We start from the raw sequence: 22139 nt of genomic DNA on the forward strand, positions 1-22139 counted from the left end.
CGCCTCCTAATTCAGTACAAATTCCATCACCAGCACATCGCGAACGCGCCCTTCGCCAACAACAATTCCAATGCGTCGCAGCAGGTGACCTCGGATGCGCGTCAATGCCAGCGAATCCTCCAGGTCCTTCAATTCAACGGCTCGCAGGTATCCGTTCAGGACATCCATGATTCGTGGCTGCATTTTTTTCACATCAGCTATGTACGGCGCGTTAACTTCGAGCTGAGCGTGGAACTTCAAATGTCGCGAATTGCCGGAATTCACCGATACAACAACCGGCGGCAGATCAATGAACCCCACATCCGCCAGCGCTTTGGCAGGTTCCTCTTTCGCCTCGTCCTTGCTGGCCTCAACCGCGGCCTTGCCACCCAGCGGAATCAATCCGGATGACGTCAGGAAATACCCGCCCGCAGCGCCGGCGATGGCAAGAAGCATCCCGATCAGCATTCCCTTTTTCCCTTTTTTCCCGGTGGGTTCCGCCAGTTCGTCGGTTGCGTCGGTCATGACGTCCTCATTCATCAGTTCCGACCCCGTCATAACCGCGCAGGGACTAACCGATTGTTAAGAGCAATCGTCCAAACAGAGGGTGCGTCGGGCAGAATGCCGGCGAGTCGGAGGTGAGCGTGCAGCAGATTGGAACTGTCTGGGCTAATTTGGACAGGCGTAAACAAATCATCGTCGCCGGTGCGGTTGCGCTGGTGTTTCTGGGAATCCTTGGCATGTCGCGCCTCGTGACGGCTCCGTCCATGACGCTGCTTTATGCGGGTCTGGAAAGCGGTGCCGCCGGGGAAATAGTACGCGCGCTGGACCAGCGCGGCGTCACATATGAAATCCGGGGCGGATCGATCTACGTATCCGGCGCGCAGCGCGACGAGCTGCGAATGACCCTGGCCAGCGAAGGCCTGCCCGCAAACGGCAACAAAGGGTACGAACTGCTTGATTCGCTAAGCGGGTTTGGCACCACCTCTCAGATGTTCGATGCTGCCTATTGGCGCGCGAAAGAGGGTGAACTGGCGCGGACGATTGTCGGAAGCCCGCATATAAGTCAGGCGCGCGTCCATATTGCCAACGGGACGGCAAACCCGTTTCAGCGCAGCGTGTCGCCAACGGCTTCGGTTTACCTCGTGCCATCCGGGACCGAAATTACCGGGGATCAGGCCAAGGCCATCCGGTTCCTTGTTGCCTCGGCCGTCAGCGGCCTGACGCCCGAGAACGTTACGGTGGTTGATTCGCACGGGGCCGTGATTGGCGGGCAGGATACCGCAGCGCCTGCGGACACTGCGGACGACAAGTCGCGCCAGTTGCGGGAACGTGTTCTGCGTCTGGTCGAGGCGCGTGTCGGTACAGGCAATGCCGTGGTCGAGGTCAGTGTGGACACCGAAACCAAGACGGAATCCATTCGCGAGCGGCGCTTTGACCCCAAAGGCCGCGTGGCGATCAGCACGGATGTCGAAGAACGTTCGGACAGCGCCCGAAACCAGTCATCGGATGTCACCGTGGCGTCGAACCTGCCGGATGGCGATGCGGCGGGCGGGGACGAATCGAACTCGACGGCTACCCAGACTCGTGAGCGGGTGAACTACGAAGTCTCCGAGACTGAGTTGGAAGTTCATAAGGCTCCCGGCGCGATCAAGCGCCTGACGGTTGCAGTTCTGGTCAATGGGAAAAGATCAGTGGACGCCTCTGGTGCCGAAGTCTTCACGCCCTTGCCCCAGGAAGAGCTGGCCGCTCTGGAAGAGCTCGTGGCGTCGGCAGTCGGGTACGATGCGGCGCGCGGGGACGTTATCACACTGAAATCCATGGATCTGCCGTCGGTCGAACCACAGGGCACCCTGGTTTCGTCGTCGCTCTGGCAGAACATTCATCTGGACGTCATGTCCTTGATACAGATGGCTGTGCTGGCTTTGGTTTCGCTCGTGCTGGCCCTGTTCGTGATCCGCCCGATCCTGACGAATGCAACACCGACACCGGCGCTGCTGGCGGCGGCAGGAGGGGCGGATTCGGATACCCTGGCACTGACAGGTGAAATCGCTCCGGAGGAACCGGCAGAGCTCTCGACCCTGCCGGCAGAGCGTGGTGTTCCGGCTCTCGGCTCGAACGCCACGGAGGATCCTGTCGACCGGCTGCGCGCCATGATCGGTGAAAAGCAGGAAGAAACTGTCGAGATCCTGCGCAGTTGGCTTGAAGAAGGTGAGGAGCGGGTGTGATGTCGATTGCCCATCTTCTTGAGGATTTCACCACCCAGACCGGTACGGGGCCTGTTCTGATCTTGAATGAGGACACGCTGGAAGAACAACGACTCGCTGCCTTCGAAGACGGGTATGGGGCTGGTTGGGAAGATGCCTCGCGGGCGCAGGAGCAAAGCCGCGGCCAGATTTCGGCTGAATTGGCAAGGTCGCTTGAGGATATGTCTTTCACCTATCACGAAGCCATCGCCCGCATGACCCTGTCGTTGGAGCCCATGTTCACCAGCCTGGTTCAGACCGTACTGCCTGAGATGGCCGAGCGCGGCCTTGCAGCCCGCATCGTGGAGCAACTCTGTAAAATGGCGCGTTCGCGGATAGAGCAGCCGATGCAGATTTTGGTGCCGCCGGGTTGTGCCGAGAGTGTCGCAGCGCTGTTGCCGCAAGATCTGCATTCCACTCCTCAGGTGATCGAACACTCTGAACTGGAGCCGGGTCAGGCCCGCCTTCAGGTCGGCACGAGCCGACGTGAGGTTGATTGCACCGCTTTGCTCGCCGCCATCGAACAGACCTTTGACGCTTATGTCTTTGAGACAAGAGAGGCTTTGTCCAATGAATGACACCCAGATCCCGAAATCTGAAAAACCCAACCCCTTCGACTCGGTCCCGATTGAAGTGACCGTTTCCGTTGGTCGTGCGCGCCCATTGATCAAGGACCTGTTGAACATGGGAGAGAATGCCGTGCTGACTCTGGACAAACGGATCGAAGACCCGGTTGACCTCTATGTTGGGGATCAGTTGGTGGCGCGCGGGCTGTTGGAAGAAATGGAAGGCGATCAGGCAGGGCAGCTTGCAGTGCGCTTGACCGAGATTGCGGATTTGCACAACGGAATCGGTTGATGCGCTATGTAATCTGCCTGGCTTTGGTGGCCGTGTTGACGCCCTCACTGGCCGCTGCCCAGGATTTGACCTTGTCCTTGGGCGAGGGCGGGTCGATTTCCGCCCGGACGATCCAGCTGATTCTGCTGATCACAGTACTGAGCATCGCTCCGGGGCTGGCGATCATGATCACCTGCTTTCCCTTCCTGATCACCGTTCTGTCGATCCTGCGGCAAGGGATTGGCCTGCAACAATCTCCGCCCAATATGCTGTTGGTCAGCCTGGCGTTGTTCCTGACCTATTTCATCATGGACCCGGTGTTTTCAGAAGCGTGGGCGACAGGGATACGACCGATGATGGAAGAGACGATGGAAGTGGAACCAGCGCTGGAGCGCGCGTTGGAGCCGTTCCGGGCCTTCATGGCGGCCCGACTGGATGCGGACACGTTCTATGCCATGGCGGCTTTGCGCCCCGGTGGTGAGGCTATGGAGTTGTCCGCACAAGCGCCATTGTCGGTCTTGATGCCGTCCTTCATGCTGTCGGAAATCGCACGGGCGTTTCAGATCGGGTTTCTGATTTTCCTGCCATTTCTGATCATCGATCTTGTCGTGGCTGCTGTATTGATGTCGATGGGCATGATGATGGTGCCTCCGGCCATCGTATCCTTGCCATTCAAGCTGGCGTTTTTTGTGATTGCCGACGGGTGGGCTCTGATTGCGGGCGCATTGGTGCGCAGTTACATGCCGTGAGCTCGACATGTAGCCGCGGCGCGCTGAAAAAACAGGCGGTCAGGCGCCTCTGCCCCACTGTTGTCAAAGGCGTAATTCAATGCGTGGCCGCAAGTGAAACGGATCAACCCGTATTTTTCAGGTCCTTGATCAACTGGTCCAGGTTGCCTTTGCGGGCATCCAGCATCGCGCCGATTTCGGTGCGTTCGGTCAGCAACAAATTAACGCCTTCGATGAACATGTTGTAGAATTTTTCACGCCCAGACTTGTCCGAAACGAGGAACGTTACATCAAACGGCGCCGAGCCGCGCAGCTTGACCATTGTGCGTACTTCATATCCGGCCTTGATCTTGCGGGCATTGCGCACGTTGACCTCACCGCCAATGAACTCGCGGAAGCGGCGACCATATTTGCGGGAAATATAGCCCTGAAACGCCTTGGTGAATTGCTTCAACTGGGATGGGGTGGCCGTGCGGGCATCGGCACCGAGGGCATAACGCGCCATGATCGGGACGTCGGCATATTGCACAAAGATCTTCTCGAAATCACGCAGCATCGCATTCTCTGACTTGCCCGATGCGATAACCCTGTTGATGTCGTTGACCACACTGTTGACCAGTGCCTTGGCTGATGCCTCGGTCTGGGCAAATGCGGATTTGGGCAGGACCGCCAAGGCCAGACCAGCTGCGACAAAGCTACGGCGGTTCAACTCGTTATTCAGCATAGGGGTCCTCGTATGGGTCTAAATAGGGGTCCCTGACCGGGTCTGTACCGGTTTCGGCATAGGGGTCGGAATACAAATCCAGATAAGCGTCTTCGTCATCTCTTGCCAGTTCGAAGCGGCGGTTTTGCAGATAGATCAGGCGGGCCTGCGCGTAACTGTCTGCGCTTTCATACAGAATCGAGTCCACGGTATCCGAGAACCGCCCACGATCGCCCATGCGGCGAACGACTTCGGCATAGACGCCCAGATTGTCAGCGGGCCGGACCGGGGTAAAATTGATCGGATTCGAGAACAGGTTGATCACGACCCCGATGGCATCCCTTTGGGTCGACGGGCCATAGAAAGGCAGTTCAACATAAGCCCCTTCACCGACCCCCCAGACATGCAGGGTCTCACCGAAATCAGTATCGACGGGCGGCAGGTTCAGCTCATCTGCGGGCGCGGACAGGCCAAAGCCGCCCACGGTCATGTTGATCACAAAGCGCAGCAGCGCATTGCCCATCTGTTTCGGGTTGCCCTGAAGCAGGTAGTCGACCGCTTGTCCGGGCAGCGAGATGTTTTCGGCGAATGTGCTGAAACTGGTGACCATGGGATCAGGAACGATCTTCACGTACCCTTTCGACGCAGGTCGAAACAGAAACCGGTCAACGCCCAGATTGAACTTGTGAATTCCCCGGTTCGTGTTTTCGTAAGGGTCAAACACGTCGCTGCGTGAGGCGCCCTCGGGCGGTGTCGTTGCACAGGCGGACAGAATGGCCATGAGCGACAGGACAACCAGGTGTTTCAGGCGAAATCTGCTCGACACGATCTTTGCTTCTCCCAAATGCCCGGCATACGTTCTGTCGGGCAAACAATCACAATTCACCAATACTTACTCGCCGGTATGGCACAAGTTCTTGTCACATAGTCGTTTCAGGTCTCAAATGAAACACCTAGCGTGTAACCTGTCCGTCAGGTCCGGGTAAAGCAATTGAGCATCTGCAAGTCATAATAAGTAAAGATATGCTCAGATCGCATGCAAGCCGGAATTTGCCGCATTCCGTCTTTCCACGGCTGTGCTTCCCGGTTAGCGTCCGGCAGAGTCAATCAGGGAAGGACCCTTTCAATGAGCATCGCTGCAAAATTGGAAAGCCTCGGTGTCACGCTGGGCGACGCACCCGCTCCAGCGGCAAATTATGTGCCGTATGTACGTGTGGGCAATATCGTGTACGTCTCCGGCCAGATATCGAAAACGGATGAGTTGATCACCGGCAAGCTGGGCGATGACATGGATGTCGAAGCCGGAGCCGCAGCGGCGCGGGTCTGCGCGATCAATCTGCTGGCACAGGTCAAGGCGGCCTGTGGCGGAGATATCGACAAACTGGTGCGTGTCATCAAGCTGACCGGTTTCGTGAACTCGACCGCAGATTTCACTGCGCAGCCGCAAGTGATCAACGGTGCATCCGACTTCCTGGTCGAAGCGCTGGGCGACGCCGGTCGCCACTCGCGTTCTGCCGTAAGTGCTGCGTCGCTGCCTTTGGGCGTGGCGGTCGAGATCGAAGGCATTTTCGAGATCGAATGATACCGCCCCTGCCAGTTGCGTTTTTGCAGGCCCCGATTGCTCATCGGGCGCTGCATGACGTCTCGAACAACCGCCCGGAAAACAGCCGGGCGGCCATTCGTGCCGCCATTGATGCCGGATACGGGATCGAGATCGACCTTCAGCTGACATCTGATGATCGTGCCGTCGTATTCCATGATTACGACATGGGGCGTCTGACCGGCCAGCCCGGGCCGATCCGGCAGGTGTCGGCGGCGGCGGCGTCCGAATTGACCCTTCTGTATGGTGATGACGGCATTCCAACGCTGGATGAAGTGCTGGATATGGTCGCAGGCCGGGTGCCGCTTCTAATCGAGCTGAAGGATCAGGACGGCATTATGGGTATGAATATCGGTGCCCTCGAGCACGACACCGTGCGCGCATTGCAGGGCTATGACGGCCCGGTGGCCCTGATGTCCTTCAATCCAAACTCGGTTGCGGAACTGGCGCGGCTGGCCCCGCACCTGCCGCGCGGCATCACGACTTGCGCCTATGAGCCCAGTGTCGAGCTTCTGCCGCAAGACGTCTGCGACACCCTGCGCGACATTCCTGATTTTGAACGTGTCGGGGCCGGTTTCATCAGCCACGAGGCGGAAGATCTTTCCCGCCCGCGTGTGGCCGAACTGAAGGCGCAGGGCGTGCCGATCCTGTGCTGGACCGTCCGAACGCCCGAACAAGAGGCAGAGGCCCGCATGGTTGCCGACAATGTGACCTTCGAAGGGTATCTGGCTGCGCATTCAGCTTGAACCTTGCCGCTTCGGTCACAGATAAAGGGCTGGTGCGGAGGAAACATGGATCAGGCCCAAATCGAAGTTCAGGTCATTGGGTCTCTGTCGCGGATTTCAGCGGCCGAGTGGGATGCCTGCGCCTGCCCCGAGGCCGCCGATGGTGGGCGGCCCCTTGATCCCTTCACCACGCATCGCTTTTTGCTGGCGCTTGAAGAAAGCGGCTCGGTCGGGCGCGGTACGGGTTGGCAGCCGCAATACCTGACGGCCTTTCTTGACGGGATCCTGATCGCAGCGGCCCCGATGTATGCCAAATCGCACAGCCAGGGCGAATACATCTTTGACCACAGCTGGGCCCATGCCTATGAAAGCGCAGGCGGGCGGTATTATCCCAAGCTGCAAATTGCGGTGCCGTTCACACCCGCCACCGGGCGGCGGTTTCTGGTGCGCCCGGGCTATGACAGGATCGGAATGTCGGCTTTGGTGCAGGGTGCCGTTCAACTGGCGGCCGACAATCAGGTTTCTTCGGTTCACGTGACCTTCTGTACAGAAGCCGAGGCATTGGCCGGTGAGCAGATGGGGCTAATGCTTCGCAGCTCGCAACAGTTTCACTGGCTGAATGATGGCTACGCCGAATTCGATGACTTCCTTGCGGCCTTGTCCTCACGCAAGCGCAAGAACATCCGCAAGGAACGGGCGCAGGCCAATGGCTTTGGCGGTGAAATCCGCACATTGACGGGCGATGACCTGCGCCCGGAACATTGGGATGCGTTTTGGCGGTTCTATCAGGACACCGGGGCGCGAAAATGGGGCTCACCCTATCTGACGCGCCGGTTTTTTGACATCGCACAAGAGACGATGGCGAATGACATGGCCCTGTTTTTGGCTGAACGGGATGGTCATGCCATTGCGGGTGCGCTGAACTTCATAGGCCGCGAAACGCTTTTTGGGCGGTATTGGGGCTGCATCGAACATCATGCCTGCCTGCATTTCGAACTGTGCTACTATAGGGCGATAGACTTTGCCATTGCCCACGGTCTGGCCCGGGTGGAAGCGGGCGCTCAGGGCGAACACAAGCTGGCGCGGGGCTATTTGCCGACGCGCACGCATAGCTTGCACTGGGTCGGCGATCCGGGTTTTGCCGATGCCGTCAAAAAATATCTGGACGCCGAAGGCCGCGCAGTGGGAGAAGAGATCGAGATTCTGACGGATTACGGCCCGTTCAGGAAATCGAACCCGGAGGAACAGCAATGACTGAACTTTTGTCCGCCGAGACCCGTGGCCCGCTGCTGGATCCGCTGTTCAAAAACGGCTGGACCATGGTCGAAGGCCGCGACGCGATCACCAAGACCTTCATTTTCGACAACTTCGTGCACGCATTTGGCTGGATGACGCAAGTGGCGATCTGGGCCGAGAAATGGAACCATCATCCAGAATGGTCCAACGTCTACCGCACGGTCGAGGTGGTCCTGTCCACCCATGACGTAGGCGGCCTGTCGTCACTGGACGCCAAACTGGCCCGAAAGATGGACAGTCTGTGCTAGCGGTCGTTGCCTGACCCCTGGCCACCGGCAAGCGACGCAGCCGTGCCCATCTGCTTGAATTCCGCAGGTGTGACGGTGCCATCGCTGACATCGATGGACCTTGGGATACCAGTGGTCTTGTTCCCGATCTGGCGCACGCTGCGCGCCGCTGGGTTGATATCCAGACACCGGTTTTCATAGCAGGTCAAGCCAGACGGATTGATCTGGATGCGGGCCTGTCCGTCAGGCCCCGTCACCACGGGAGCTTGCGGAACGTCACAGGCCGCGGCCAGTGCCAAAGCACCCATTCCGATCCATTTCTTCATAGCAAGCTCCTTCAAGCGGGCTTAGTCCAGTTGACCATTACCATTCTGATCTGCCGCGCCGAAATCTTCATTCATCTGTGCATCATATTCAGATCTTGAGATAAAGCTGTCCTTGTTGCGGTCAACATTCTGGAACTGCTTTATGTCCAGAAACGGCTTGGCCTCGGCCTGACCCAGTGTGCCGTTCTTGTCTTCGTCCATGGCCTGAAACGCATAGTCCGAAAAAGCGTCGAACTCGTCTTTGGACAGGAACCCGTCATTGTTTGCGTCGATGGCATTCAATTCTTTTTCATGCAGCTCGGCCAAGGTTTCGGCATTGGTCGCCGAGGCCAGGAATGCAGCTGTGAATACAAAAATCGCCCGTTTCATGTCCAATCTCCTCAGCATGCAAATCTTTGGCCTTCAATGCCACCGGCGGCAGCGCCGGCTGCGGTCAGGATCGTCTTGCCCGATCCGCCGCCGAACTGGTTGCCGATTGCACCGCCGATCAAGGCGCCGCCCAATGTGCCGCTGAGGCAGGCAATCTCGTGCTGTCGTGCGGCTTGCTGTTGCGGGGTTGGGGCCGGACCGCAGGCTGCCAAAAGCGCTGCGCCGGTCAGGATGGATGAAAATACCTTAAGTTTCATAAAAATCTCCCCAATTTTGTGCGACGAGTATTCGCGCATTGAGGCAGTGCTTCAAGTTAAATTGGGTTCACGCGGCCCCGGACAGACCGGGGCCGGCCAAATTCAGATCACCTCCAGCAGGCCTTCACCCGCCGAGATCCCGCAGGCACCGGGGTTTTCTTCCAGGTTCAGGGCCGTGATCTTGCCGTCCTCGACCAGCATCGCATACCGTTTCGAGCGCGCGAACAGGCCAACGGGCGGGGCGTCGAAATCCATGCCGATGGCTTTGGTGAATTCTGAGGCCGCGTCTGAAACCATGGTCAGTCCGGCCGCGGTCGCGCCGGTGGATTCACCCCAGGCCTGCATGACGAACGGGTCGTTGACCGACAGGCACATGATCTCGTCCACGCCCTTGTCGTCGAACTGCTTTTTGGTGCGAATGAAGCTTGGCACATGTGCGGTGGTGCATGTGCCGGTATAGGCGCCGGGCACAGCGAAGATGACAACCTTGCGCCCTTTGGTCTTGTCTGAAATCCGAACTTCCTCCGGCCCGTCGGCCCCCATCTGGATCAGTGTGGCTTCGGGCAGAGTGTCTCCTGTTGAAATCATTTTTCAGCTCCTGTCGTTTGGATTTGCAGAATTGGGCTAAGCCGCAATATAGGTGGTCAAATCAGAGAGACCACGGGAAAACTGCAGGGTGGGCAAAGCATGAGCCATATTGTCGTGATTGGCGCGGGTCAGGCAGGAGCGTCCTTGGTGGCGCGGCTGCGCAAGGACGGGTTCGACGGAGAGATTACTCTGATCGGGGCCGAGCCGCATCTGCCGTATCAGCGCCCGCCTTTGTCCAAGGCCTATCTTCTTGGAGAGATGGAGCTGGAGCGCCTGTTCCTGCGACCCGAAAGCTTCTATGCCGAAAACAACATCACTCTGCGGCTTGGCCAGCGCGTGACCGGCATCGACCCCAAGGCCAAAACGGTCACTGTTGGGGACGAAGTCATCCCGTATGACGAACTGGCGTTGACCACCGGGTCAGATCCGCGCCGCCTGCCTGCCGCCATCGGAGGCGATCTGGACGGCGTGCACGTGGTGCGCGACCTGGCCCATATTGATGAGATGGAACCCAAAGTGACCGAAGGCGCCCGCGCGTTGATCGTGGGCGGCGGTTACATCGGGCTCGAGGCCGCCGCCGTCTGCGCGAAACGCGGCGTCAAGGTCACCTTGGTCGAGATGGCCGACCGCATCCTGCAACGGGTCGCTGCGCCAGAAACCAGCGCGTATTTCCGCGCGCTGCACAGCGAATACGGTGCCGACGTCCGCGAAGGTGTCGGGCTGGATCGTCTGATCGGCGAAAATGGCAGGGTTGTGGGGGCCGTGTTGACGGACGGCACGACGCTGGACGTTGATTTCGTCGTGGTCGGTGTGGGCATCACCCCCTCTACCCAACTGGCCGAGATGGCAGGGCTCGAACTGGATAACGGCATCAAAACCGATGCCCATGGTCGCACGTCTGATCCGTCGATCTGGGCGGCCGGCGATTGCGCCTCTTTCCCCCATGGCGAAGGGCGTATCCGTCTGGAAAGCGTCCCCAACGCCATCGACCAGGCCGAAATCGTGGCGCAGAACATGCTGGGTGCGGCCCAGGATTATGTGGCGACCCCATGGTTCTGGTCGGACCAGTACGACGTCAAGCTTCAGATCGCGGGCCTGAACACCGGATATGACCGCGTGGTGACCCGCAAGGGCGAGGGTCAGACCGTCTCCTTCTGGTATTACAAAGGCGACAGGCTGATTGCTGTGGACGCGATGAATGACCCGCGGGCATACATGGTCGGCAAGCGATTGATCGAAATGGGCAAAACCGCTGATCCCGAAGTCGTGGCAGACCCGAACGCGGACCTAAAACCGCTGCTCAAGGCGTGAGGATCATAGCCGGAGAATTCCGGGGCCGCGCCCTCGCCTCGGTCGGCAAGGGTGATGCGGGCGCGCATCTGCGCCCCACCACCGACCGCGTGCGGGAAAGCCTGTTCAATGTACTCAACCACCAGATCGATTTTGACGGTTTGCGGGTGCTGGATCTGTTCGCGGGAACCGGTGCGCTGGGGCTCGAGGCGCTGTCGCGGGGGGCGTCGCATGTCACCTTCGTCGATGACGGGCGGGTGGCTCAGGGGTTGATACGCAAGAATATCGACCTGACCCGCAGCGCCGACCGTACCGACTTGGTCTGCCGCGATGCGACCCGGTTGGGCGACAACCCCGGCGCGCCATACGATCTGGTTTTTCTGGACCCGCCTTACGGGAAATCCATGGGGCAGAAGGCCGTCGCCGCCTTGGCCAATGGCTGGATCGCGGATGATGCATTGTTGGTTTGGGAAGAAAACGCCCCGATGCAGGCGCCGGCCGGGTTCACATTGCAAGACAGTCGCAAATATGGCGACACGCATATTTCCTTGATGTGGAAAGGTGTGCCAGGCTGAGACGATCCGCGCGGTTTGGCCGGCGGCCTGTGTTTGCAATGACGGGACAGCTTGGATAGGCCGAGCGCGAGGCACAGCAGGAATCCCATATGCACGATCTTGTCATTTTCGATTGCGACGGCGTTCTGGTGGACAGCGAGGTGATCTCGAACCAGGTGCTGGTGGACAATCTGGCGCATCATGGCCTGCATCTGGCACTGCGTGAATGCATGTCCTTGTTCGTGGGCGGAACCATGGTGGGGGTGCGGGACAAGGCCCGCGCGATGGGTGCCGTTCTGCCCGAAGACTGGATAGATCAGATCTATGCCGAAACCTATGACCGCCTGCGCGCAGGTGTGCCATTGGTCCCCGGTATCGCAGACCTGCTTGCGGGGCTGGATCAAAAGGGTATCCCCTGTTGCGTCGCGTCGAATGGCAGCCCGGACAAGATGAAGATCACTCTGGGTCAGAACGGGCTTTGGGACCGTTTCAAAGACGTGATGTTCTCGGCCCATGTGCTTGGCACCGGAAAGCCGGACCCAAAGATGTTCCGCCTGGCCGCCGAGCATTTTGGCGCGACGGCTCCGGTGGTGATCGAAGACAGTCACAGCGGTGTCACGGCGGCGATCCGCGCCGGCATGCGTTGCCTTGCTTATGCGCCTCATGGCGGCGGCGAAAAGCTGGCGGATCTGGGGGCCGAGGTGATCACGGACATGTCACAGGCGCATGGGGTGTTGGGACTTTGACTCGCGGTTGTGTTAATGTGCCCGCATGGACCGCACCCTGACACCTTTTGCCTGGACCTTTTCCAGTGACACCGAAGCCTCAACTGGCCCCGAGCGCAAACCCATGCGCGCGCCGGTCTTCATCCACGACGCGGTCACGCCGTGGGCGGACGAAACGATGCTGCTGAAACTTCTACGTGAGCAGGCCGCTGATCAGGACGAATAAGTCGGGTGAAATTTGCCAGCGGGTGACAGGGTAAAGATATCGACCCCATCCGAGGTGACGCCCACCGAATGTTCGAACTGTGCCGACAGCGATTTGTCGCGGGTCACGGCTGTCCAGTCATCGGCCAGAGTCTTGGTTTCGGGACGACCCAGATTGACCATGGGTTCGATGGTAAAGAACATACCCTCTTCCAGCACGGCACCGGTGCCCGGGCGACCATAGTGCAACACGTTCGGTGGCGCGTGAAACACACGACCCAGACCATGACCGCAGAAATCACGCACGACGCTCATCCGATGTGCTTCGACAAAGGACTGGATGGCATGGCCGATGTCGCCAAAGGTATTGCCCGGCTTGACCATCTCGATGCCCTTGAACAGTGCGTCATGGGTCACCTGGATCAGCCGTTCCGCCTTGCGCGGCAGCTTGCCCGCCACATACATGCGTGAGGTGTCGCCAAACCAGCCATCGACGATGACGGTGACGTCGATATTCAGAATATCGCCGTCCTTCAGCTTTTTCTCACCGGGAATACCGTGGCAGACCACGTGGTTCACGCTTATGCAGCTGGCGTGCTGATAGCCTTTATAACCGATGGTGGCCGAGGTCGCACCGGCGTCTTCGACCATCTGCGTGATCAATCCGTCAAGTGCGCCGGTGGTTTGACCGGGAAACACATGTTCTGCAATATCATCCAGAATCCGCGCAGCCAGCGCCCCTGCCGCGTGCATCCCGGCAAAGTCACCTTGTTCATAGATGCGAATGCCATCCTTGGTCAGGCGGCCACGATGCTCTTTCATCGACGCTAAGCTCCAAATGTTGCGCGCAGCATTCTTTTTACGCTGCTTGTGCAGAAAGTACCAGAGGGTGCGCGTTCAGACTGCGTAAACCATGCGGGAAACTTGGTTCCGTTGGCTCAGGATTCAAGAGCAGGGGCTGCATTGCAGCATCTCGGACCCCACCGCCTCGACCGCAATCCGTACGGCTACTGGCTTGGACACTTTTCACGGCAGGCGGATCAGTATCTAATGATTGCACTTTTTCTTGAGAAAATCAGGGAACCGGATGCATGTCACAGAAACGAGAATTGATCTCTAACGGAAACCCCATGGAAAGCATCGTTGGGTTCAGCCGAGCGGTTCGGGTCGGGAACTTCATCGCGGTCGGGGGAACCGCACCAGTCGATGCTGAGGGCAACACTGTGGGTGTCGGTGATGTCTATCTGCAAACCAGACAATGTTTCGAAATCATCAAAGATGCGCTTGAGCGTGCCGGGTCAGGGCTGCACGATATTGTCAGAACGCGTGTCATCCTGACCGAAATCGAAAACTGGAAACAGGCGATCGAAGCCCGAAAGCTGTATTGTCTCGATGCTCGCCCTGTAGATACTATCATGGCCATCGAACGATTTGTGAATCCCGAGTGGCTGGTCGAGATTGAGGTTGATGCTGTCGTTGCGGACTGACTCAGCCGGCCAAAATCCTCATTTCAGTCTGCACCCAAACCCCCGACGGCGTTATCCGCGTCCCGCAAACGATCCGTTCCACCCCTTGCGCCTGCGCCGCCTCAAACGCCGCCGCATAGGCCGGATCAATATCGGCCGCCAAAGCAAACCGGTCGCAATCGGTTCGCTGAACCAGATACAGCATGATCGCCCGGTGCCCTTGCGCGGCCATCGCGGCCAACTCGCCCAGATGCTTGGTGCCACGGGCTGTGACGCTGTCGGGAAACTCGGCCAGTCCGGGCTGGCGTGACAGTGTCACGCTTTTCACCTCGACATAGGCATCCGGCAGGCCCGGCCCCGTCAGCAGGAAGTCGATGCGGCTGTTGTCGCCGTATTTCACCTCGGGCCGGACGGTGTCATAGGCGGCCAGTTCGGGAATCTCACCGGCTTCCAAAGCAGTGCGCAGCGCCCGGTTCGGGACCGAGGTATCGACCCCGGTAAAATGCCCGTTCTCGTGGTCCACCAGCCGCCATCCGAATTTCAGCTTTTTCTTCGGATCGTCGTTGGGTTCCAGCCAGATCTTTTCGCCGGGCTCGGCCAGCCCCATCATCGACCCCGGATTGGCGCAATGGGCCGTTACCTCACTCCCGTCCTCAAGCCTGCAATCGGCCAGAAAGCGTTTGTAGCGGCGGATCAGCCGGGCGGGGACAAGAGGGGTTTCAAATCGCATGGTTCAGGGCCTATACCTGCCCCTGAGGACGATCAAGAGGGGACAGTGCCATGGCCAATCCAACCGCAGCGATGCTGGTGATCGGGGATGAAATCCTGTCGGGTCGCACCCGCGATGCGAATATGCATTTTCTGGCGCAGGAACTGACCAAACACGGCATCGACCTGAAAGAGGTCCGCATTGTCAGCGATGACGCCCCTGCCATCGAAGCGGCCGTCAAAGCGCTGTCCGACGCTTATGACAATGTCTTCACCAGCGGCGGCATCGGCCCGACCCATGATGATATCACGGCCGATTGCATTGCCCGCGCTTTCGATACACCCATTGATGTGCGCGATGATGCGCGCGCGCTGTTGCAGTCTCATTACGACAAATCCGGGCTGGAACTGAATGCCGCCCGCCTGCGCATGGCGCGTATTCCGGACGGTGCGACGCTGATCGAAAATCCGGTTTCGACGGCGCCCGGGTTCACGCTTGCAAATGTGCATGTCATGGCAGGTGTGCCGTCGGTTTTCCAAGCGATGGTGGCGAGCGTTTTGCCAACATTGACCGGAGGCCGCCCTTTGCTGTCGCAAACTCTGCGTGTGGACCGCGGAGAAGGTGATATCGCCGCAACCCTGGCGGCCTTGGCCGAAGATTTCAGCGACCTGTCCATCGGGTGCTATCCGTTTCAGATCAACGGTGCCTTCGGGGCCAATGTGGTTGTGCGCGGCACCGACGGAGGCCGGATCGACGCGGCCACCACTCGCCTGGCGAAAGAGCTTGAGCTTTGAGCGATAACTGGGCGGAAATAGTCGACGGAACATGGCCCGCCGCACGCTATCAGCGGCTTGGCCCGTTTCTGCTGCGTGAGGGGCAGGGCGGAGGGTCGCGCGTGTCTGCGGCCAGTGCATTGGGCCCGGCCAATGAAGACGATATCGACGCCGCCGAGGCCGCGATGCTGGCCATGGGGCAAAACCGCATCTTCTGCCTGCGGCCCGGGGATGAAGCCCTGGATGCAATGCTGGCCCAGCGGGGATACGACATTCTTGACCCGGTCAACATATATGTCTGCCCCGTCTCTCGGCTGATCGATCAGCCGATCCCACCGGTCATGGTGTTTTCAATCTGGGAACCGCTTGAGATCATGCGCGAAATCTGGGCCTCGGGCGGGATCGGACCCGAGCGGATCGCGGTGATGGAACGTGCCAAGGGCCCCAAGACAGGATTTTTGCTGCGTCACAACGACAAACCCAGCGGCGTGGCTTTTGTGGCGATGCATGCAGACACTGCGATGGTCCACGCGCTGGAAGTGTTGCCCGAACACCGTCGTCAGGGATTGGGCCACTGGACCATGCGCGCGGCGGCATTCTGGGCGCGTGATCACGGTGCGCAGAACCTCAGCGTGATCTGCACCAAGGCCAATGAGGGCGCCAACGGTCTTTATCGTGCCCTCGGGATGGAGATCGCGGGCGAATACCATTACCGTCATCTTGTCTGAACCGAAGAGGCCGCCGTGACACAGAAAGACATGCCTACCGCGCTGAACCTGCCCATGGTCGATCCGCTGCCGCCGGAAACGCAGAAATACTTTGATATCTGTGTCGAAAAACTGGGCATGGTGCCGAATGTGCTGAAAGCCAACGCATTCGATATCGACAAGCTGAACGCCTTCACCGCGATGTATAACGACCTGATGCTGGCTGACAGCGGGCTGACCAAACTGGAACGCGAGATGATCGCGGTCGTCGTCTCGTCGATCAACAAATGCTTCTACTGTCTGGTCGCCCATGGGGCGGCTGTGCGTCAGCTTTCGGGCAATCCGCAACTGGGCGAAATGCTGGTGATGAACTATCGCGTCGCCCCGCTGGAGCCGCGTCAACGGGCGATGCTGGACTTTGCCGCAAAGATGACTACCGCCAGCGCCGAGATTGAAGAGCCCGACCGCCAGCGCCTGCGCGATGCAGGCTTTTCCGACCGCGACATCTGGGACATCGCCAATGTCGCCGGGTTTTTCAACATGTCAAACCGGGTCGCCAGCGCGACGGCGATGGTGCCCAACGAAGAATATCACGCACAGTTTCGATGATCCGCGCCGCCGCCCTTGTTGCCCTGCTAATGACAGGACCTGTTGCCGCGCAGGACCTGACCCTGCCGGCCAGTGCCCGACAGATCAGCGACCGAACATCGCCACTGGACAGCTATGACCTGCCGACGGGGTCTTATGCAAATGGCTCGGTTCCCGCAGAAACGCGCGAAGGGCGGGTGGAGCGCTATACGTGGCGGCTTCAGGCGGGGTCGAGCACGACATTGCAGCTGCTGGCACCGTTGCGGGATCAGATCGAGGCGCAGGGCTACAAGATCCTGTTCGAATGCGACGCGCGGGTTTGCGGTGGTTTCGACTTTCGCTTTGGCACCGAAGTCGTGCCAACCCCGGACATGTATGTCGCCATTCAGGATTACCGGTTTTTGTCGGCCACCAAGGGGCCGGTTGCCCTTAGCCTGCTGGTCAGCCGCAACCCGCCGGATGGCTATGTGCAGATGATCCGGGTCACACCCCAGGACGCGCCGGACCCGGACCCTGTGGTGGTAGAGCAAGCCGTGGAAGGCTCGGTCGGGGTGTTGGAGGCCTTGGCGACAACGGGCCACGTGATCTTGGATGACCTGCATTTTCCGACGGGCGAGGTTGCCCTGGGCGAAGGGCCGTTTGACTCGCTAACCTTGCTGGCCGGATACTTGACCGCCAACCCGAACACACGCCTGGCGTTGGTGGGGCACACTGACGATACCGGTGCCTTACAGGCAAATATTGCGGTCAGCAAAAGCCGGGCCGAGGCGGTGCGAACCCGCCTGATCGATGCGCATGGCGTGGCACCCGACCGGATCGAAGCGCAGGGTGTTGGCTATCTGTCTCCGCTCACATCGAATGCAACTCCGGAAGGGCGCGATCTCAACCGTCGGGTCGAAGCCGTATTGCTGGTCAACTGACCCACCACAGGTACAGCGGCAATCCGACGGTGATGTTGAACGGAAACGACACCCCCAGCGACAAGGTCAGATAGATCCCGGCCTCGGCCTTTGGAAGGGCGATCTTCATCGCGGCGGGAACCGCGATATACGAAGCCGAGGCTGACAGCACCATGAACAGGAACAAGCTGCCCTGTGGCAGGCCGATCAAGGCACCTACCGCCCAGGCCATAAATGCGCCGATCAGGGGCATCAAAACACCAAAGGCGAACAGGCCAACCGACAGCTTGTCTCGGTTGCTGATCAAGCTGCGCCCTGCCGACAAGCCCATATCCAGCAGAAACAGGCACAGAATTCCGGTGAATGGCGTCACGATGAAGGGCGCGATCATCTGCATGCCTTCACCACCGGTGATGGCTCCGATCAGGAAGGCACCCGTAAGCAGAACGATCGAGCCGTTGGCCAGCAGATCGCGCCACAGCTTGTCATCCTTGACGCCATTGCTTCCGGTCTTGTGCGCCAACCAAAGCGCCGACAGGATTGCAGGCACCTCCATCGCAGCCGCAACGGCCACCATGAATCCGTCATGGGTAAGCCCCACCAGATCCAGCAGGCTGGTGGCTGTAACAAAGGTTACGATCGAGATCGAACCATAGTGCCCTGCCACGGCCGCCGCGTTCAGCGCATCCAGCCGTGTCATCACCCTGAGCAGGCCAAAGGCCACGAAGGGGATGGCAAAGGACAAGGCGACACCGCCCAGCAGCGTCAGGAAAAGTTGCAGGTGAATGCCATGCGCGGCAAGACTGGCACCGCCTTTGAACCCGATGGCCAGCAGCAGGTAAAGCGACATGAACTTGGCCGCGCCCGCCGGAATGGACAGGTCACTGCGTACAAAGGCCGCCAGAAGCCCAAGGGCAAAAAACAGTATGGTCGGCACCAGCAGGTTGCTGGACAGTGTCTCGATCACTCCGGGCATAATTGACTCCTGATCCCTCGTTTTCGGGTTAGGTGCCTTGCAAAACTGATTTCGCCAAATACTATCTTTCTAAGTTATAAATAGTTTTAGGCTATGTAATGCGCCCGACATTACGACAGTTGGAATACATCGTTACGGTCAGTCGCCTTGGGCGATTCAGTTTGGCAGCCGAGGTGCTGAATGTCAGCCAGCCCAGCCTGTCGACGCAAATTGCGACTGTAGAACAAGAGCTTGGCGTTCGGATCTTTGAGCGTAACCGTGGTGGTATCCAGGTGACGGCGAAGGGAGAAGAGTTCATCTTGCGCGCACAGAAGATCCTGGCAGAGGTCAAGGACCTGCGCCACGCCATGTCGAACGATATGCCCGTCGGAGGACGATTGCGACTGGGGGTTTTGCCTTCGATCGGGCCTTATCTGTTGCCGCAAGCCATCAAACAGGTGCACCGGATTCGCCCCGGATTGCGCATTGTGGTGCGCGAGGAAAACACACTGGATCTGGAACAGGGTCTGAAATCCGGTCGCTTTGATCTGATATTGTCCACGCCCGAAGACCATCCGAATACCGTGCAACACCGGTTGTTCAACGAACCTCTTTGGGTCGCGGTTGCCGTTGATGACGTTCTGGCGCGGGATTTGCAGGGTGTCAGTGCCACCGATCTTCAGAACCGGATCTTCCTCACCCTGGATCAAAGCCACCGCCTGTCGCGCATCGTCTATGCATTGGCGGCGGAATGCGGTGGGGTTGTTTCGGATGAGTATGAAGGCACGACGCTTGATTCCATTGTTCTGATGGCGGCTTCGGGTGTTGGTGTTGCGGTACTGCCTGATCTTTATGCTCGCAGACAGGGGATCTACCGCGACGAGGTGCGCTTGCGACCGCTGTCCATCGCCAATGCAAATCGCGATATCGCCCTGTTGGCACGCAGTTCCGAAACCCCACCGCCGGGTCAGAATGTGCTGACGGACAGCTTGCGCACTTCCGCCCGGTCCATGGGACTGTCAGTAATCGACCCGTAAAAAAAGGCCCGCACTTTTACATGCGGGCCAAAGGTTGGTCTTCAGGGAGAAATTACCAGTCCATCGGACCCTTCCCGTGGAAGGAATCAACGAGGAAATCGATGAAGGCCCGCACTTTGGGTTGCGTAAAGCGGCCCGGCGGGTAGACAGCGTAAACGCCTTGAACTTCGTCAGGCAGGGACGGCATTGCATCGACAACCAGCCCGGCCTTTAGGGCTTCAGCGTAAAGATAGCTGGGCAGATATGCGATACCCAGGCCGGAAACCGCTGCGTTCAACAGGGATTGGCCATCATTGACACTCAACCACCCGGCGGTACGAACCTGACGTTTTTCGCCGGATGGCGCGGTCAGTTTCCAGACATTGCCCGAGGATTGGCTGGAATAATGCAGCAGCTTGTGTTCGTTCAGATCATCGATCTTCTGCGGCCGGCCGAACCTTTCGACATAACTGGGCGCGGCGACCATGCGTTTGACCGTCTCGGTCAGTTTGCGGGCGCGCAGTGTACTGTCTTCCAGCTCACCAATACGCACGGCCACGTCAAATCCTTCGGAAATCAGCTCGACATAGCGGTTGTTCAAAACCATGTTCACAGTGATGTCGGGGTAGGCTGCAAGGAACTCGGACAGAACAGGTGACAGGTGATTGACGCCGAAATCCGTGGCAACGCTGATGCGCAAAAGACCAGACGGGGCCGATTGCATTGACGTGACCAGTGAATCCGCTTCTCCGGCATCATTCAACACGCGCCGCGCGCGGTCATAATAGGCCAGCCCGATTTCCGTTGGTGAAACCCGGCGCGTGGTTCGGTTCAACAGCCGCGCTCCCAGGCGCGCCTCAAGGCTTGATACGTGTTTGGACACAGCTGATTTGGAGATGCCCATCTTTTTGGCCGCATCGGTGAAGCCACCCTGGTCCACCACATTGGCGAAGGCTTCCATTTCGGTCAGTCGGTCCATACTCGTTCCCCAGATCTTGATTTCCGTCCTGACTATGGCGCTGAATCTGGGCGGAAACGGGGCAGACATGGGATAATATCAGGGATTTGAATCGGATCGTTTGCGTATGGGAAACGTAGAAACAGTGGTTTCCAAACTCGCCTCAGGCATTGTGATGCTGTGTTTTTCAGACAATCGCGCTAAGATCTCACATTGAGAATGGCATTTTTGTGACCAGGGAGGAGATCATGAGAACCTTTTTCGCCATTGCTGCGCTTTGCCTTTCGGTGGGCTTTGCGCATGCCGGAGGAGAGACCCCATCGAATCCTGATGCAAAGGTCTATTTCGTCAACCTGTCGGATGGCGATACCGTGCAATCACCGGTCACGGTTGTCTTTGGCCTAAGCGGCATGGGCGTCGCGCCCGCCGGAACCGAGAAAGAAAACACCGGGCACCACCACCTGTTGCTTGACCGTCCCCCGCTGGGTGAAGGCGAGGATGGCGCGGATGAGTTGGCAAATGGTTTGCCCGCCGACGATAATCACATGCACTTCGGAGGCGGTCAGACCGAAGTAACGCTGGATCTGGCGCCGGGCCAACACACCCTGCAATTGGTTCTGGGCGACGCCGGGCATGTGCCGCATTCCCCGCCGATTGTATCCGAGGTTATCACGATCACCGTGGAATAGCCGCAGGTCGTTGAAACCGTCCGTTCGGTTCATGTGATGGAAAGGCATTTACATTTTCGGCGCACTTAGTGAATCTGCCTGCATTTGCAGGGGGGTAATAATGTCGCTGGAATTCTTCGTCACATCATTGATTGTTGTTTTGCTGCCGGGTACCGGCGTCATCTATACTTTGGCTGTCGGTCTTGGGCGCGGGTTTCGCGCAAGTCTCGCCGCAGCCTTCGGATGCACACTTGGGATCGTTCCGGCGGCCTTGGCCAGCATCATCGGACTTGCAGCCTTGCTGCACACCAGTGCCGTCGCGTTTCAACTCATCAAATATCTTGGCGTCTTGTACTTGTTCTACATGGCATGGGGTATCCTGAAGGACGGCGGTGCCATGGATGTCGCGGCGGAGAAATCCGCAAAAAGCGACTTTGGAATTGCCGTGACAGGAACGCTGATCAACGTTTTGAACCCAAAGTTGTCGCTATTCTTCCTGGCCTTTCTGCCTCAATTCCTGCCGGCGAATGCAGCAAATGCAGGAATAGAGCTGGCCAAACTGGCGCTGGCCTTCATGGCCATGACATTTGTTGTTTTTGTCGGGTATGGGGCATGCGCCGCACTGGCGCGGGACTATGTGATCCGGCGCCCTGCTGTGATGGCGTGGATAAAGCGGTGTTTCGCAACCGCTTTTGGTGCCTTGGGTGCAAAGCTCGCGCTGTCGGACTGAAGACACTCTGAACGAG

At 58.8% G+C, this 22139-nt stretch carries 31 protein-coding genes; 20 read left to right on the forward strand and 11 right to left on the reverse strand.

Features of this window, described 5'->3' with window-relative positions:
• Positions 1-6 precede the first annotated feature (6 nt).
• Positions 7-504, reverse strand: a complete 498-nt coding sequence (gene fliL / locus GOW56_RS17665) for a flagellar basal body-associated protein FliL (RefSeq protein WP_171206697.1) — start codon at positions 502-504, stop codon at positions 7-9.
• Positions 505-623: 119 nt separating this feature from the next.
• On the opposite strand from fliL, the gene fliF reads away from it, so the two are divergent.
• Genes fliF through fliP form a run of 4 tightly spaced genes read left to right on the forward strand, consistent with a single transcriptional unit; the run spans position 624 to position 3811 of the window.
• Positions 624-2207 carry a flagellar basal-body MS-ring/collar protein FliF gene (gene fliF, locus GOW56_RS17670; protein ID WP_171206698.1) on the forward strand — a complete coding sequence of 528 codons (1584 nt, stop codon included), beginning with the start codon at positions 624-626 and terminating at the stop codon, positions 2205-2207.
• A complete protein-coding gene (locus GOW56_RS17675; RefSeq protein WP_171206699.1) occupies positions 2207-2803 on the forward strand; it encodes an ABC transporter ATP-binding protein in 597 nt (198 codons plus the stop codon). The genes fliF and GOW56_RS17675 overlap by 1 nt, the downstream gene beginning before the upstream one ends.
• Positions 2796-3083, forward strand: coding sequence for a FliM/FliN family flagellar motor C-terminal domain-containing protein (locus GOW56_RS17680; protein ID WP_152459423.1), 288 nt, complete (start codon positions 2796-2798; stop codon positions 3081-3083). Before GOW56_RS17675 ends, GOW56_RS17680 begins: the two co-directional genes overlap by 8 nt.
• Positions 3083-3811 carry a flagellar type III secretion system pore protein FliP gene (gene fliP / locus GOW56_RS17685; protein WP_171117115.1) on the forward strand — a complete coding sequence of 243 codons (729 nt, stop codon included), beginning with the start codon at positions 3083-3085 and terminating at the stop codon, positions 3809-3811. The genes GOW56_RS17680 and fliP overlap by 1 nt, the downstream gene beginning before the upstream one ends.
• Before the next feature lie 103 nt (positions 3812-3914).
• Here the strand turns inward: fliP and GOW56_RS17690 are convergent, their stop codons facing one another.
• Positions 3915-4514 carry a phospholipid-binding protein MlaC gene (locus GOW56_RS17690; RefSeq protein ID WP_171117117.1) on the reverse strand — a complete coding sequence of 200 codons (600 nt, stop codon included), beginning with the start codon at positions 4512-4514 and terminating at the stop codon, positions 3915-3917.
• Positions 4504-5274, reverse strand: a complete 771-nt coding sequence (locus GOW56_RS17695; RefSeq protein WP_171117280.1) for a VacJ family lipoprotein — start codon at positions 5272-5274, stop codon at positions 4504-4506. Before GOW56_RS17695 ends, GOW56_RS17690 begins: the two co-directional genes overlap by 11 nt.
• Before the next feature lie 345 nt (positions 5275-5619).
• Here GOW56_RS17695 and GOW56_RS17700 point away from each other — a divergent pair, with 345 nt between their 5' ends.
• From GOW56_RS17700 to GOW56_RS17715, 4 genes are read left to right on the forward strand one after another with little or no spacing between them, the layout of a single operon-like run.
• On the forward strand, positions 5620-6075 hold the full coding sequence (locus GOW56_RS17700) for a RidA family protein (RefSeq protein WP_171172046.1): 456 nt from the start codon (positions 5620-5622) through the stop codon (positions 6073-6075).
• A complete protein-coding gene (locus GOW56_RS17705; RefSeq protein ID WP_171206700.1) occupies positions 6072-6839 on the forward strand; it encodes a glycerophosphodiester phosphodiesterase family protein in 768 nt (255 codons plus the stop codon). The genes GOW56_RS17700 and GOW56_RS17705 overlap by 4 nt, the downstream gene beginning before the upstream one ends.
• Before the next feature lie 45 nt (positions 6840-6884).
• Positions 6885-8072, forward strand: a complete 1188-nt coding sequence (locus tag GOW56_RS17710; protein ID WP_171117122.1) for a GNAT family N-acetyltransferase — start codon at positions 6885-6887, stop codon at positions 8070-8072.
• A complete protein-coding gene (locus GOW56_RS17715; protein WP_152459417.1) occupies positions 8069-8362 on the forward strand; it encodes a 4a-hydroxytetrahydrobiopterin dehydratase in 294 nt (97 codons plus the stop codon). Before GOW56_RS17710 ends, GOW56_RS17715 begins: the two co-directional genes overlap by 4 nt.
• Here the strand turns inward: GOW56_RS17715 and GOW56_RS17720 are convergent.
• The 4 genes from GOW56_RS17720 to GOW56_RS17735 form a co-directional block, all read right to left on the reverse strand.
• Positions 8359-8667 (reverse strand): hypothetical protein, encoded by a 309-nt coding sequence (locus tag GOW56_RS17720; protein WP_171172040.1) that lies wholly within the window; start codon positions 8665-8667, stop codon positions 8359-8361. The two genes, GOW56_RS17715 and GOW56_RS17720, sit on opposite strands and share 4 nt — an antisense overlap.
• Before the next feature lie 21 nt (positions 8668-8688).
• On the reverse strand, positions 8689-9036 hold the full coding sequence (locus tag GOW56_RS17725; protein WP_171206701.1) for a hypothetical protein: 348 nt from the start codon (positions 9034-9036) through the stop codon (positions 8689-8691).
• A gap of 11 nt (positions 9037-9047) precedes the next feature.
• Positions 9048-9293: a glycine zipper 2TM domain-containing protein gene (locus GOW56_RS17730; RefSeq protein ID WP_152459414.1), complete on the reverse strand. Its 246-nt coding sequence runs from the start codon at positions 9291-9293 to the stop codon at positions 9048-9050.
• Positions 9294-9395: 102 nt separating this feature from the next.
• A complete protein-coding gene (locus GOW56_RS17735; protein WP_152459413.1) occupies positions 9396-9881 on the reverse strand; it encodes a peroxiredoxin in 486 nt (161 codons plus the stop codon).
• 99 nt (positions 9882-9980) lie between these two features.
• Here GOW56_RS17735 and GOW56_RS17740 point away from each other — a divergent pair, with 99 nt between their 5' ends.
• The 4 genes from GOW56_RS17740 (at position 9981) to GOW56_RS17755 (ending at position 12676) form a co-directional block, all read left to right on the forward strand.
• Positions 9981-11192 (forward strand): NAD(P)/FAD-dependent oxidoreductase, encoded by a 1212-nt coding sequence (locus GOW56_RS17740; RefSeq protein ID WP_171206702.1) that lies wholly within the window; start codon positions 9981-9983, stop codon positions 11190-11192.
• A complete protein-coding gene (gene rsmD / locus GOW56_RS17745) occupies positions 11189-11746 on the forward strand; it encodes a 16S rRNA (guanine(966)-N(2))-methyltransferase RsmD (protein WP_171206703.1) in 558 nt (185 codons plus the stop codon). Before GOW56_RS17740 ends, rsmD begins: the two co-directional genes overlap by 4 nt.
• A gap of 89 nt (positions 11747-11835) precedes the next feature.
• Positions 11836-12471 carry an HAD family phosphatase gene (locus tag GOW56_RS17750; protein ID WP_171117131.1) on the forward strand — a complete coding sequence of 212 codons (636 nt, stop codon included), beginning with the start codon at positions 11836-11838 and terminating at the stop codon, positions 12469-12471.
• A 25-nt stretch (positions 12472-12496) separates the two neighbouring features.
• Positions 12497-12676, forward strand: coding sequence for a hypothetical protein (locus GOW56_RS17755; protein WP_171206704.1), 180 nt, complete (start codon positions 12497-12499; stop codon positions 12674-12676).
• On the opposite strand, the gene map is transcribed toward GOW56_RS17755, so the two are convergent.
• Positions 12664-13476, reverse strand: a complete 813-nt coding sequence (map, locus tag GOW56_RS17760) for a type I methionyl aminopeptidase (protein ID WP_171206705.1) — start codon at positions 13474-13476, stop codon at positions 12664-12666. The two genes, GOW56_RS17755 and map, sit on opposite strands and share 13 nt — an antisense overlap.
• A gap of 269 nt (positions 13477-13745) precedes the next feature.
• Here map and GOW56_RS17765 point away from each other — a divergent pair, with 269 nt between their 5' ends.
• On the forward strand, positions 13746-14141 hold the full coding sequence (locus GOW56_RS17765) for a RidA family protein (RefSeq protein ID WP_253283520.1): 396 nt from the start codon (positions 13746-13748) through the stop codon (positions 14139-14141).
• A 1-nt stretch (position 14142) separates the two neighbouring features.
• Here GOW56_RS17765 and sfsA read toward each other — a convergent pair whose 3' ends face one another.
• Positions 14143-14850 (reverse strand): DNA/RNA nuclease SfsA, encoded by a 708-nt coding sequence (gene sfsA / locus GOW56_RS17770; protein WP_171206706.1) that lies wholly within the window; start codon positions 14848-14850, stop codon positions 14143-14145.
• A 50-nt stretch (positions 14851-14900) separates the two neighbouring features.
• On the opposite strand from sfsA, the gene GOW56_RS17775 reads away from it, so the two are divergent.
• Genes GOW56_RS17775 through GOW56_RS17790 form a run of 4 tightly spaced genes read left to right on the forward strand, consistent with a single transcriptional unit; the run spans position 14901 to position 17817 of the window.
• Positions 14901-15623, forward strand: a complete 723-nt coding sequence (locus tag GOW56_RS17775) for a molybdopterin-binding protein (RefSeq protein ID WP_171206707.1) — start codon at positions 14901-14903, stop codon at positions 15621-15623.
• Positions 15620-16330, forward strand: a complete 711-nt coding sequence (locus GOW56_RS17780) for a GNAT family N-acetyltransferase (RefSeq protein ID WP_171206708.1) — start codon at positions 15620-15622, stop codon at positions 16328-16330. The genes GOW56_RS17775 and GOW56_RS17780 overlap by 4 nt, the downstream gene beginning before the upstream one ends.
• A 30-nt stretch (positions 16331-16360) precedes the next feature.
• Positions 16361-16918 carry a peroxidase-related enzyme gene (locus tag GOW56_RS17785; RefSeq protein ID WP_152459932.1) on the forward strand — a complete coding sequence of 186 codons (558 nt, stop codon included), beginning with the start codon at positions 16361-16363 and terminating at the stop codon, positions 16916-16918.
• Positions 16915-17817 carry an OmpA family protein gene (locus GOW56_RS17790; RefSeq protein WP_171206709.1) on the forward strand — a complete coding sequence of 301 codons (903 nt, stop codon included), beginning with the start codon at positions 16915-16917 and terminating at the stop codon, positions 17815-17817. Before GOW56_RS17785 ends, GOW56_RS17790 begins: the two co-directional genes overlap by 4 nt.
• Here the strand turns inward: GOW56_RS17790 and GOW56_RS17795 are convergent.
• Positions 17810-18772 carry a sodium-dependent bicarbonate transport family permease gene (locus tag GOW56_RS17795; RefSeq protein WP_171117141.1) on the reverse strand — a complete coding sequence of 321 codons (963 nt, stop codon included), beginning with the start codon at positions 18770-18772 and terminating at the stop codon, positions 17810-17812. The genes GOW56_RS17790 and GOW56_RS17795 overlap by 8 nt on opposite strands.
• 98 nt (positions 18773-18870) lie before the next feature.
• Here GOW56_RS17795 and GOW56_RS17800 point away from each other — a divergent pair, with 98 nt between their 5' ends.
• Positions 18871-19788, forward strand: a complete 918-nt coding sequence (locus tag GOW56_RS17800) for a hydrogen peroxide-inducible genes activator (protein ID WP_152459402.1) — start codon at positions 18871-18873, stop codon at positions 19786-19788.
• Positions 19789-19840: 52 nt separating this feature from the next.
• On the opposite strand, the gene GOW56_RS17805 is transcribed toward GOW56_RS17800, so the two are convergent.
• Complete coding sequence (locus GOW56_RS17805; RefSeq protein ID WP_152459401.1) at positions 19841-20746, reverse strand: LysR family transcriptional regulator; 906 nt, start codon at positions 20744-20746, stop codon at positions 19841-19843.
• Between the two features lie 227 nt (positions 20747-20973).
• On the opposite strand from GOW56_RS17805, the gene GOW56_RS17810 reads away from it, so the two are divergent.
• The gene (locus tag GOW56_RS17810) at positions 20974-21414 is read left to right on the forward strand and encodes a DUF4399 domain-containing protein (protein ID WP_152459400.1); all 441 of its coding nucleotides are present in this window, start codon (positions 20974-20976) and stop codon (positions 21412-21414) included.
• Positions 21415-21514: 100 nt separating this feature from the next.
• The gene (locus tag GOW56_RS17815; protein WP_171117145.1) at positions 21515-22123 is read left to right on the forward strand and encodes a LysE family translocator; all 609 of its coding nucleotides are present in this window, start codon (positions 21515-21517) and stop codon (positions 22121-22123) included.
• Positions 22124-22139: the final 16 nt, after the last annotated feature.

Source organism: Ruegeria sp. HKCCA0235A (assembly GCF_013033235.1).
GTDB lineage: Bacteria > Pseudomonadota > Alphaproteobacteria > Rhodobacterales > Rhodobacteraceae > Ruegeria.

What these genes read in the sequence shown, in the direction of transcription:
- fliL (WP_171206697.1), bottom strand. Translation starts at nt 504, where the DNA reads ATGACCGACGCAACCGACGAACTGGCGGAACCCACCGGGAAAAAAGGG.
- GOW56_RS17675 (WP_171206699.1), top strand. Translation starts at nt 2,207, where the DNA reads ATGTCGATTGCCCATCTTCTTGAGGATTTCACCACCCAGACCGGTACG.
- GOW56_RS17680 (WP_152459423.1), top strand. Translation starts at nt 2,796, where the DNA reads ATGAATGACACCCAGATCCCGAAATCTGAAAAACCCAACCCCTTCGAC.
- fliP (WP_171117115.1), top strand. Translation starts at nt 3,083, where the DNA reads ATGCGCTATGTAATCTGCCTGGCTTTGGTGGCCGTGTTGACGCCCTCA.
- GOW56_RS17690 (WP_171117117.1), bottom strand. Translation starts at nt 4,514, where the DNA reads ATGCTGAATAACGAGTTGAACCGCCGTAGCTTTGTCGCAGCTGGTCTG.
- GOW56_RS17695 (WP_171117280.1), bottom strand. Translation starts at nt 5,274, where the DNA reads ATGGCCATTCTGTCCGCCTGTGCAACGACACCGCCCGAGGGCGCCTCA.
- GOW56_RS17700 (WP_171172046.1), top strand. Translation starts at nt 5,620, where the DNA reads ATGAGCATCGCTGCAAAATTGGAAAGCCTCGGTGTCACGCTGGGCGAC.
- GOW56_RS17705 (WP_171206700.1), top strand. Translation starts at nt 6,072, where the DNA reads ATGATACCGCCCCTGCCAGTTGCGTTTTTGCAGGCCCCGATTGCTCAT.
- GOW56_RS17710 (WP_171117122.1), top strand. Translation starts at nt 6,885, where the DNA reads ATGGATCAGGCCCAAATCGAAGTTCAGGTCATTGGGTCTCTGTCGCGG.
- GOW56_RS17715 (WP_152459417.1), top strand. Translation starts at nt 8,069, where the DNA reads ATGACTGAACTTTTGTCCGCCGAGACCCGTGGCCCGCTGCTGGATCCG.
- GOW56_RS17720 (WP_171172040.1), bottom strand. Translation starts at nt 8,667, where the DNA reads ATGAAGAAATGGATCGGAATGGGTGCTTTGGCACTGGCCGCGGCCTGT.
- GOW56_RS17725 (WP_171206701.1), bottom strand. Translation starts at nt 9,036, where the DNA reads ATGAAACGGGCGATTTTTGTATTCACAGCTGCATTCCTGGCCTCGGCG.
- GOW56_RS17730 (WP_152459414.1), bottom strand. Translation starts at nt 9,293, where the DNA reads ATGAAACTTAAGGTATTTTCATCCATCCTGACCGGCGCAGCGCTTTTG.
- GOW56_RS17735 (WP_152459413.1), bottom strand. Translation starts at nt 9,881, where the DNA reads ATGATTTCAACAGGAGACACTCTGCCCGAAGCCACACTGATCCAGATG.
- GOW56_RS17740 (WP_171206702.1), top strand. Translation starts at nt 9,981, where the DNA reads ATGAGCCATATTGTCGTGATTGGCGCGGGTCAGGCAGGAGCGTCCTTG.
- GOW56_RS17750 (WP_171117131.1), top strand. Translation starts at nt 11,836, where the DNA reads ATGCACGATCTTGTCATTTTCGATTGCGACGGCGTTCTGGTGGACAGC.
- GOW56_RS17755 (WP_171206704.1), top strand. Translation starts at nt 12,497, where the DNA reads ATGGACCGCACCCTGACACCTTTTGCCTGGACCTTTTCCAGTGACACC.
- map (WP_171206705.1), bottom strand. Translation starts at nt 13,476, where the DNA reads ATGAAAGAGCATCGTGGCCGCCTGACCAAGGATGGCATTCGCATCTAT.
- GOW56_RS17765 (WP_253283520.1), top strand. Translation starts at nt 13,746, where the DNA reads ATGTCACAGAAACGAGAATTGATCTCTAACGGAAACCCCATGGAAAGC.
- sfsA (WP_171206706.1), bottom strand. Translation starts at nt 14,850, where the DNA reads ATGCGATTTGAAACCCCTCTTGTCCCCGCCCGGCTGATCCGCCGCTAC.
- GOW56_RS17775 (WP_171206707.1), top strand. Translation starts at nt 14,901, where the DNA reads ATGGCCAATCCAACCGCAGCGATGCTGGTGATCGGGGATGAAATCCTG.
- GOW56_RS17785 (WP_152459932.1), top strand. Translation starts at nt 16,361, where the DNA reads ATGCCTACCGCGCTGAACCTGCCCATGGTCGATCCGCTGCCGCCGGAA.
- GOW56_RS17790 (WP_171206709.1), top strand. Translation starts at nt 16,915, where the DNA reads ATGATCCGCGCCGCCGCCCTTGTTGCCCTGCTAATGACAGGACCTGTT.
- GOW56_RS17795 (WP_171117141.1), bottom strand. Translation starts at nt 18,772, where the DNA reads ATGCCCGGAGTGATCGAGACACTGTCCAGCAACCTGCTGGTGCCGACC.
- GOW56_RS17800 (WP_152459402.1), top strand. Translation starts at nt 18,871, where the DNA reads ATGCGCCCGACATTACGACAGTTGGAATACATCGTTACGGTCAGTCGC.
- GOW56_RS17805 (WP_152459401.1), bottom strand. Translation starts at nt 20,746, where the DNA reads ATGGACCGACTGACCGAAATGGAAGCCTTCGCCAATGTGGTGGACCAG.
- GOW56_RS17810 (WP_152459400.1), top strand. Translation starts at nt 20,974, where the DNA reads ATGAGAACCTTTTTCGCCATTGCTGCGCTTTGCCTTTCGGTGGGCTTT.
- GOW56_RS17815 (WP_171117145.1), top strand. Translation starts at nt 21,515, where the DNA reads ATGTCGCTGGAATTCTTCGTCACATCATTGATTGTTGTTTTGCTGCCG.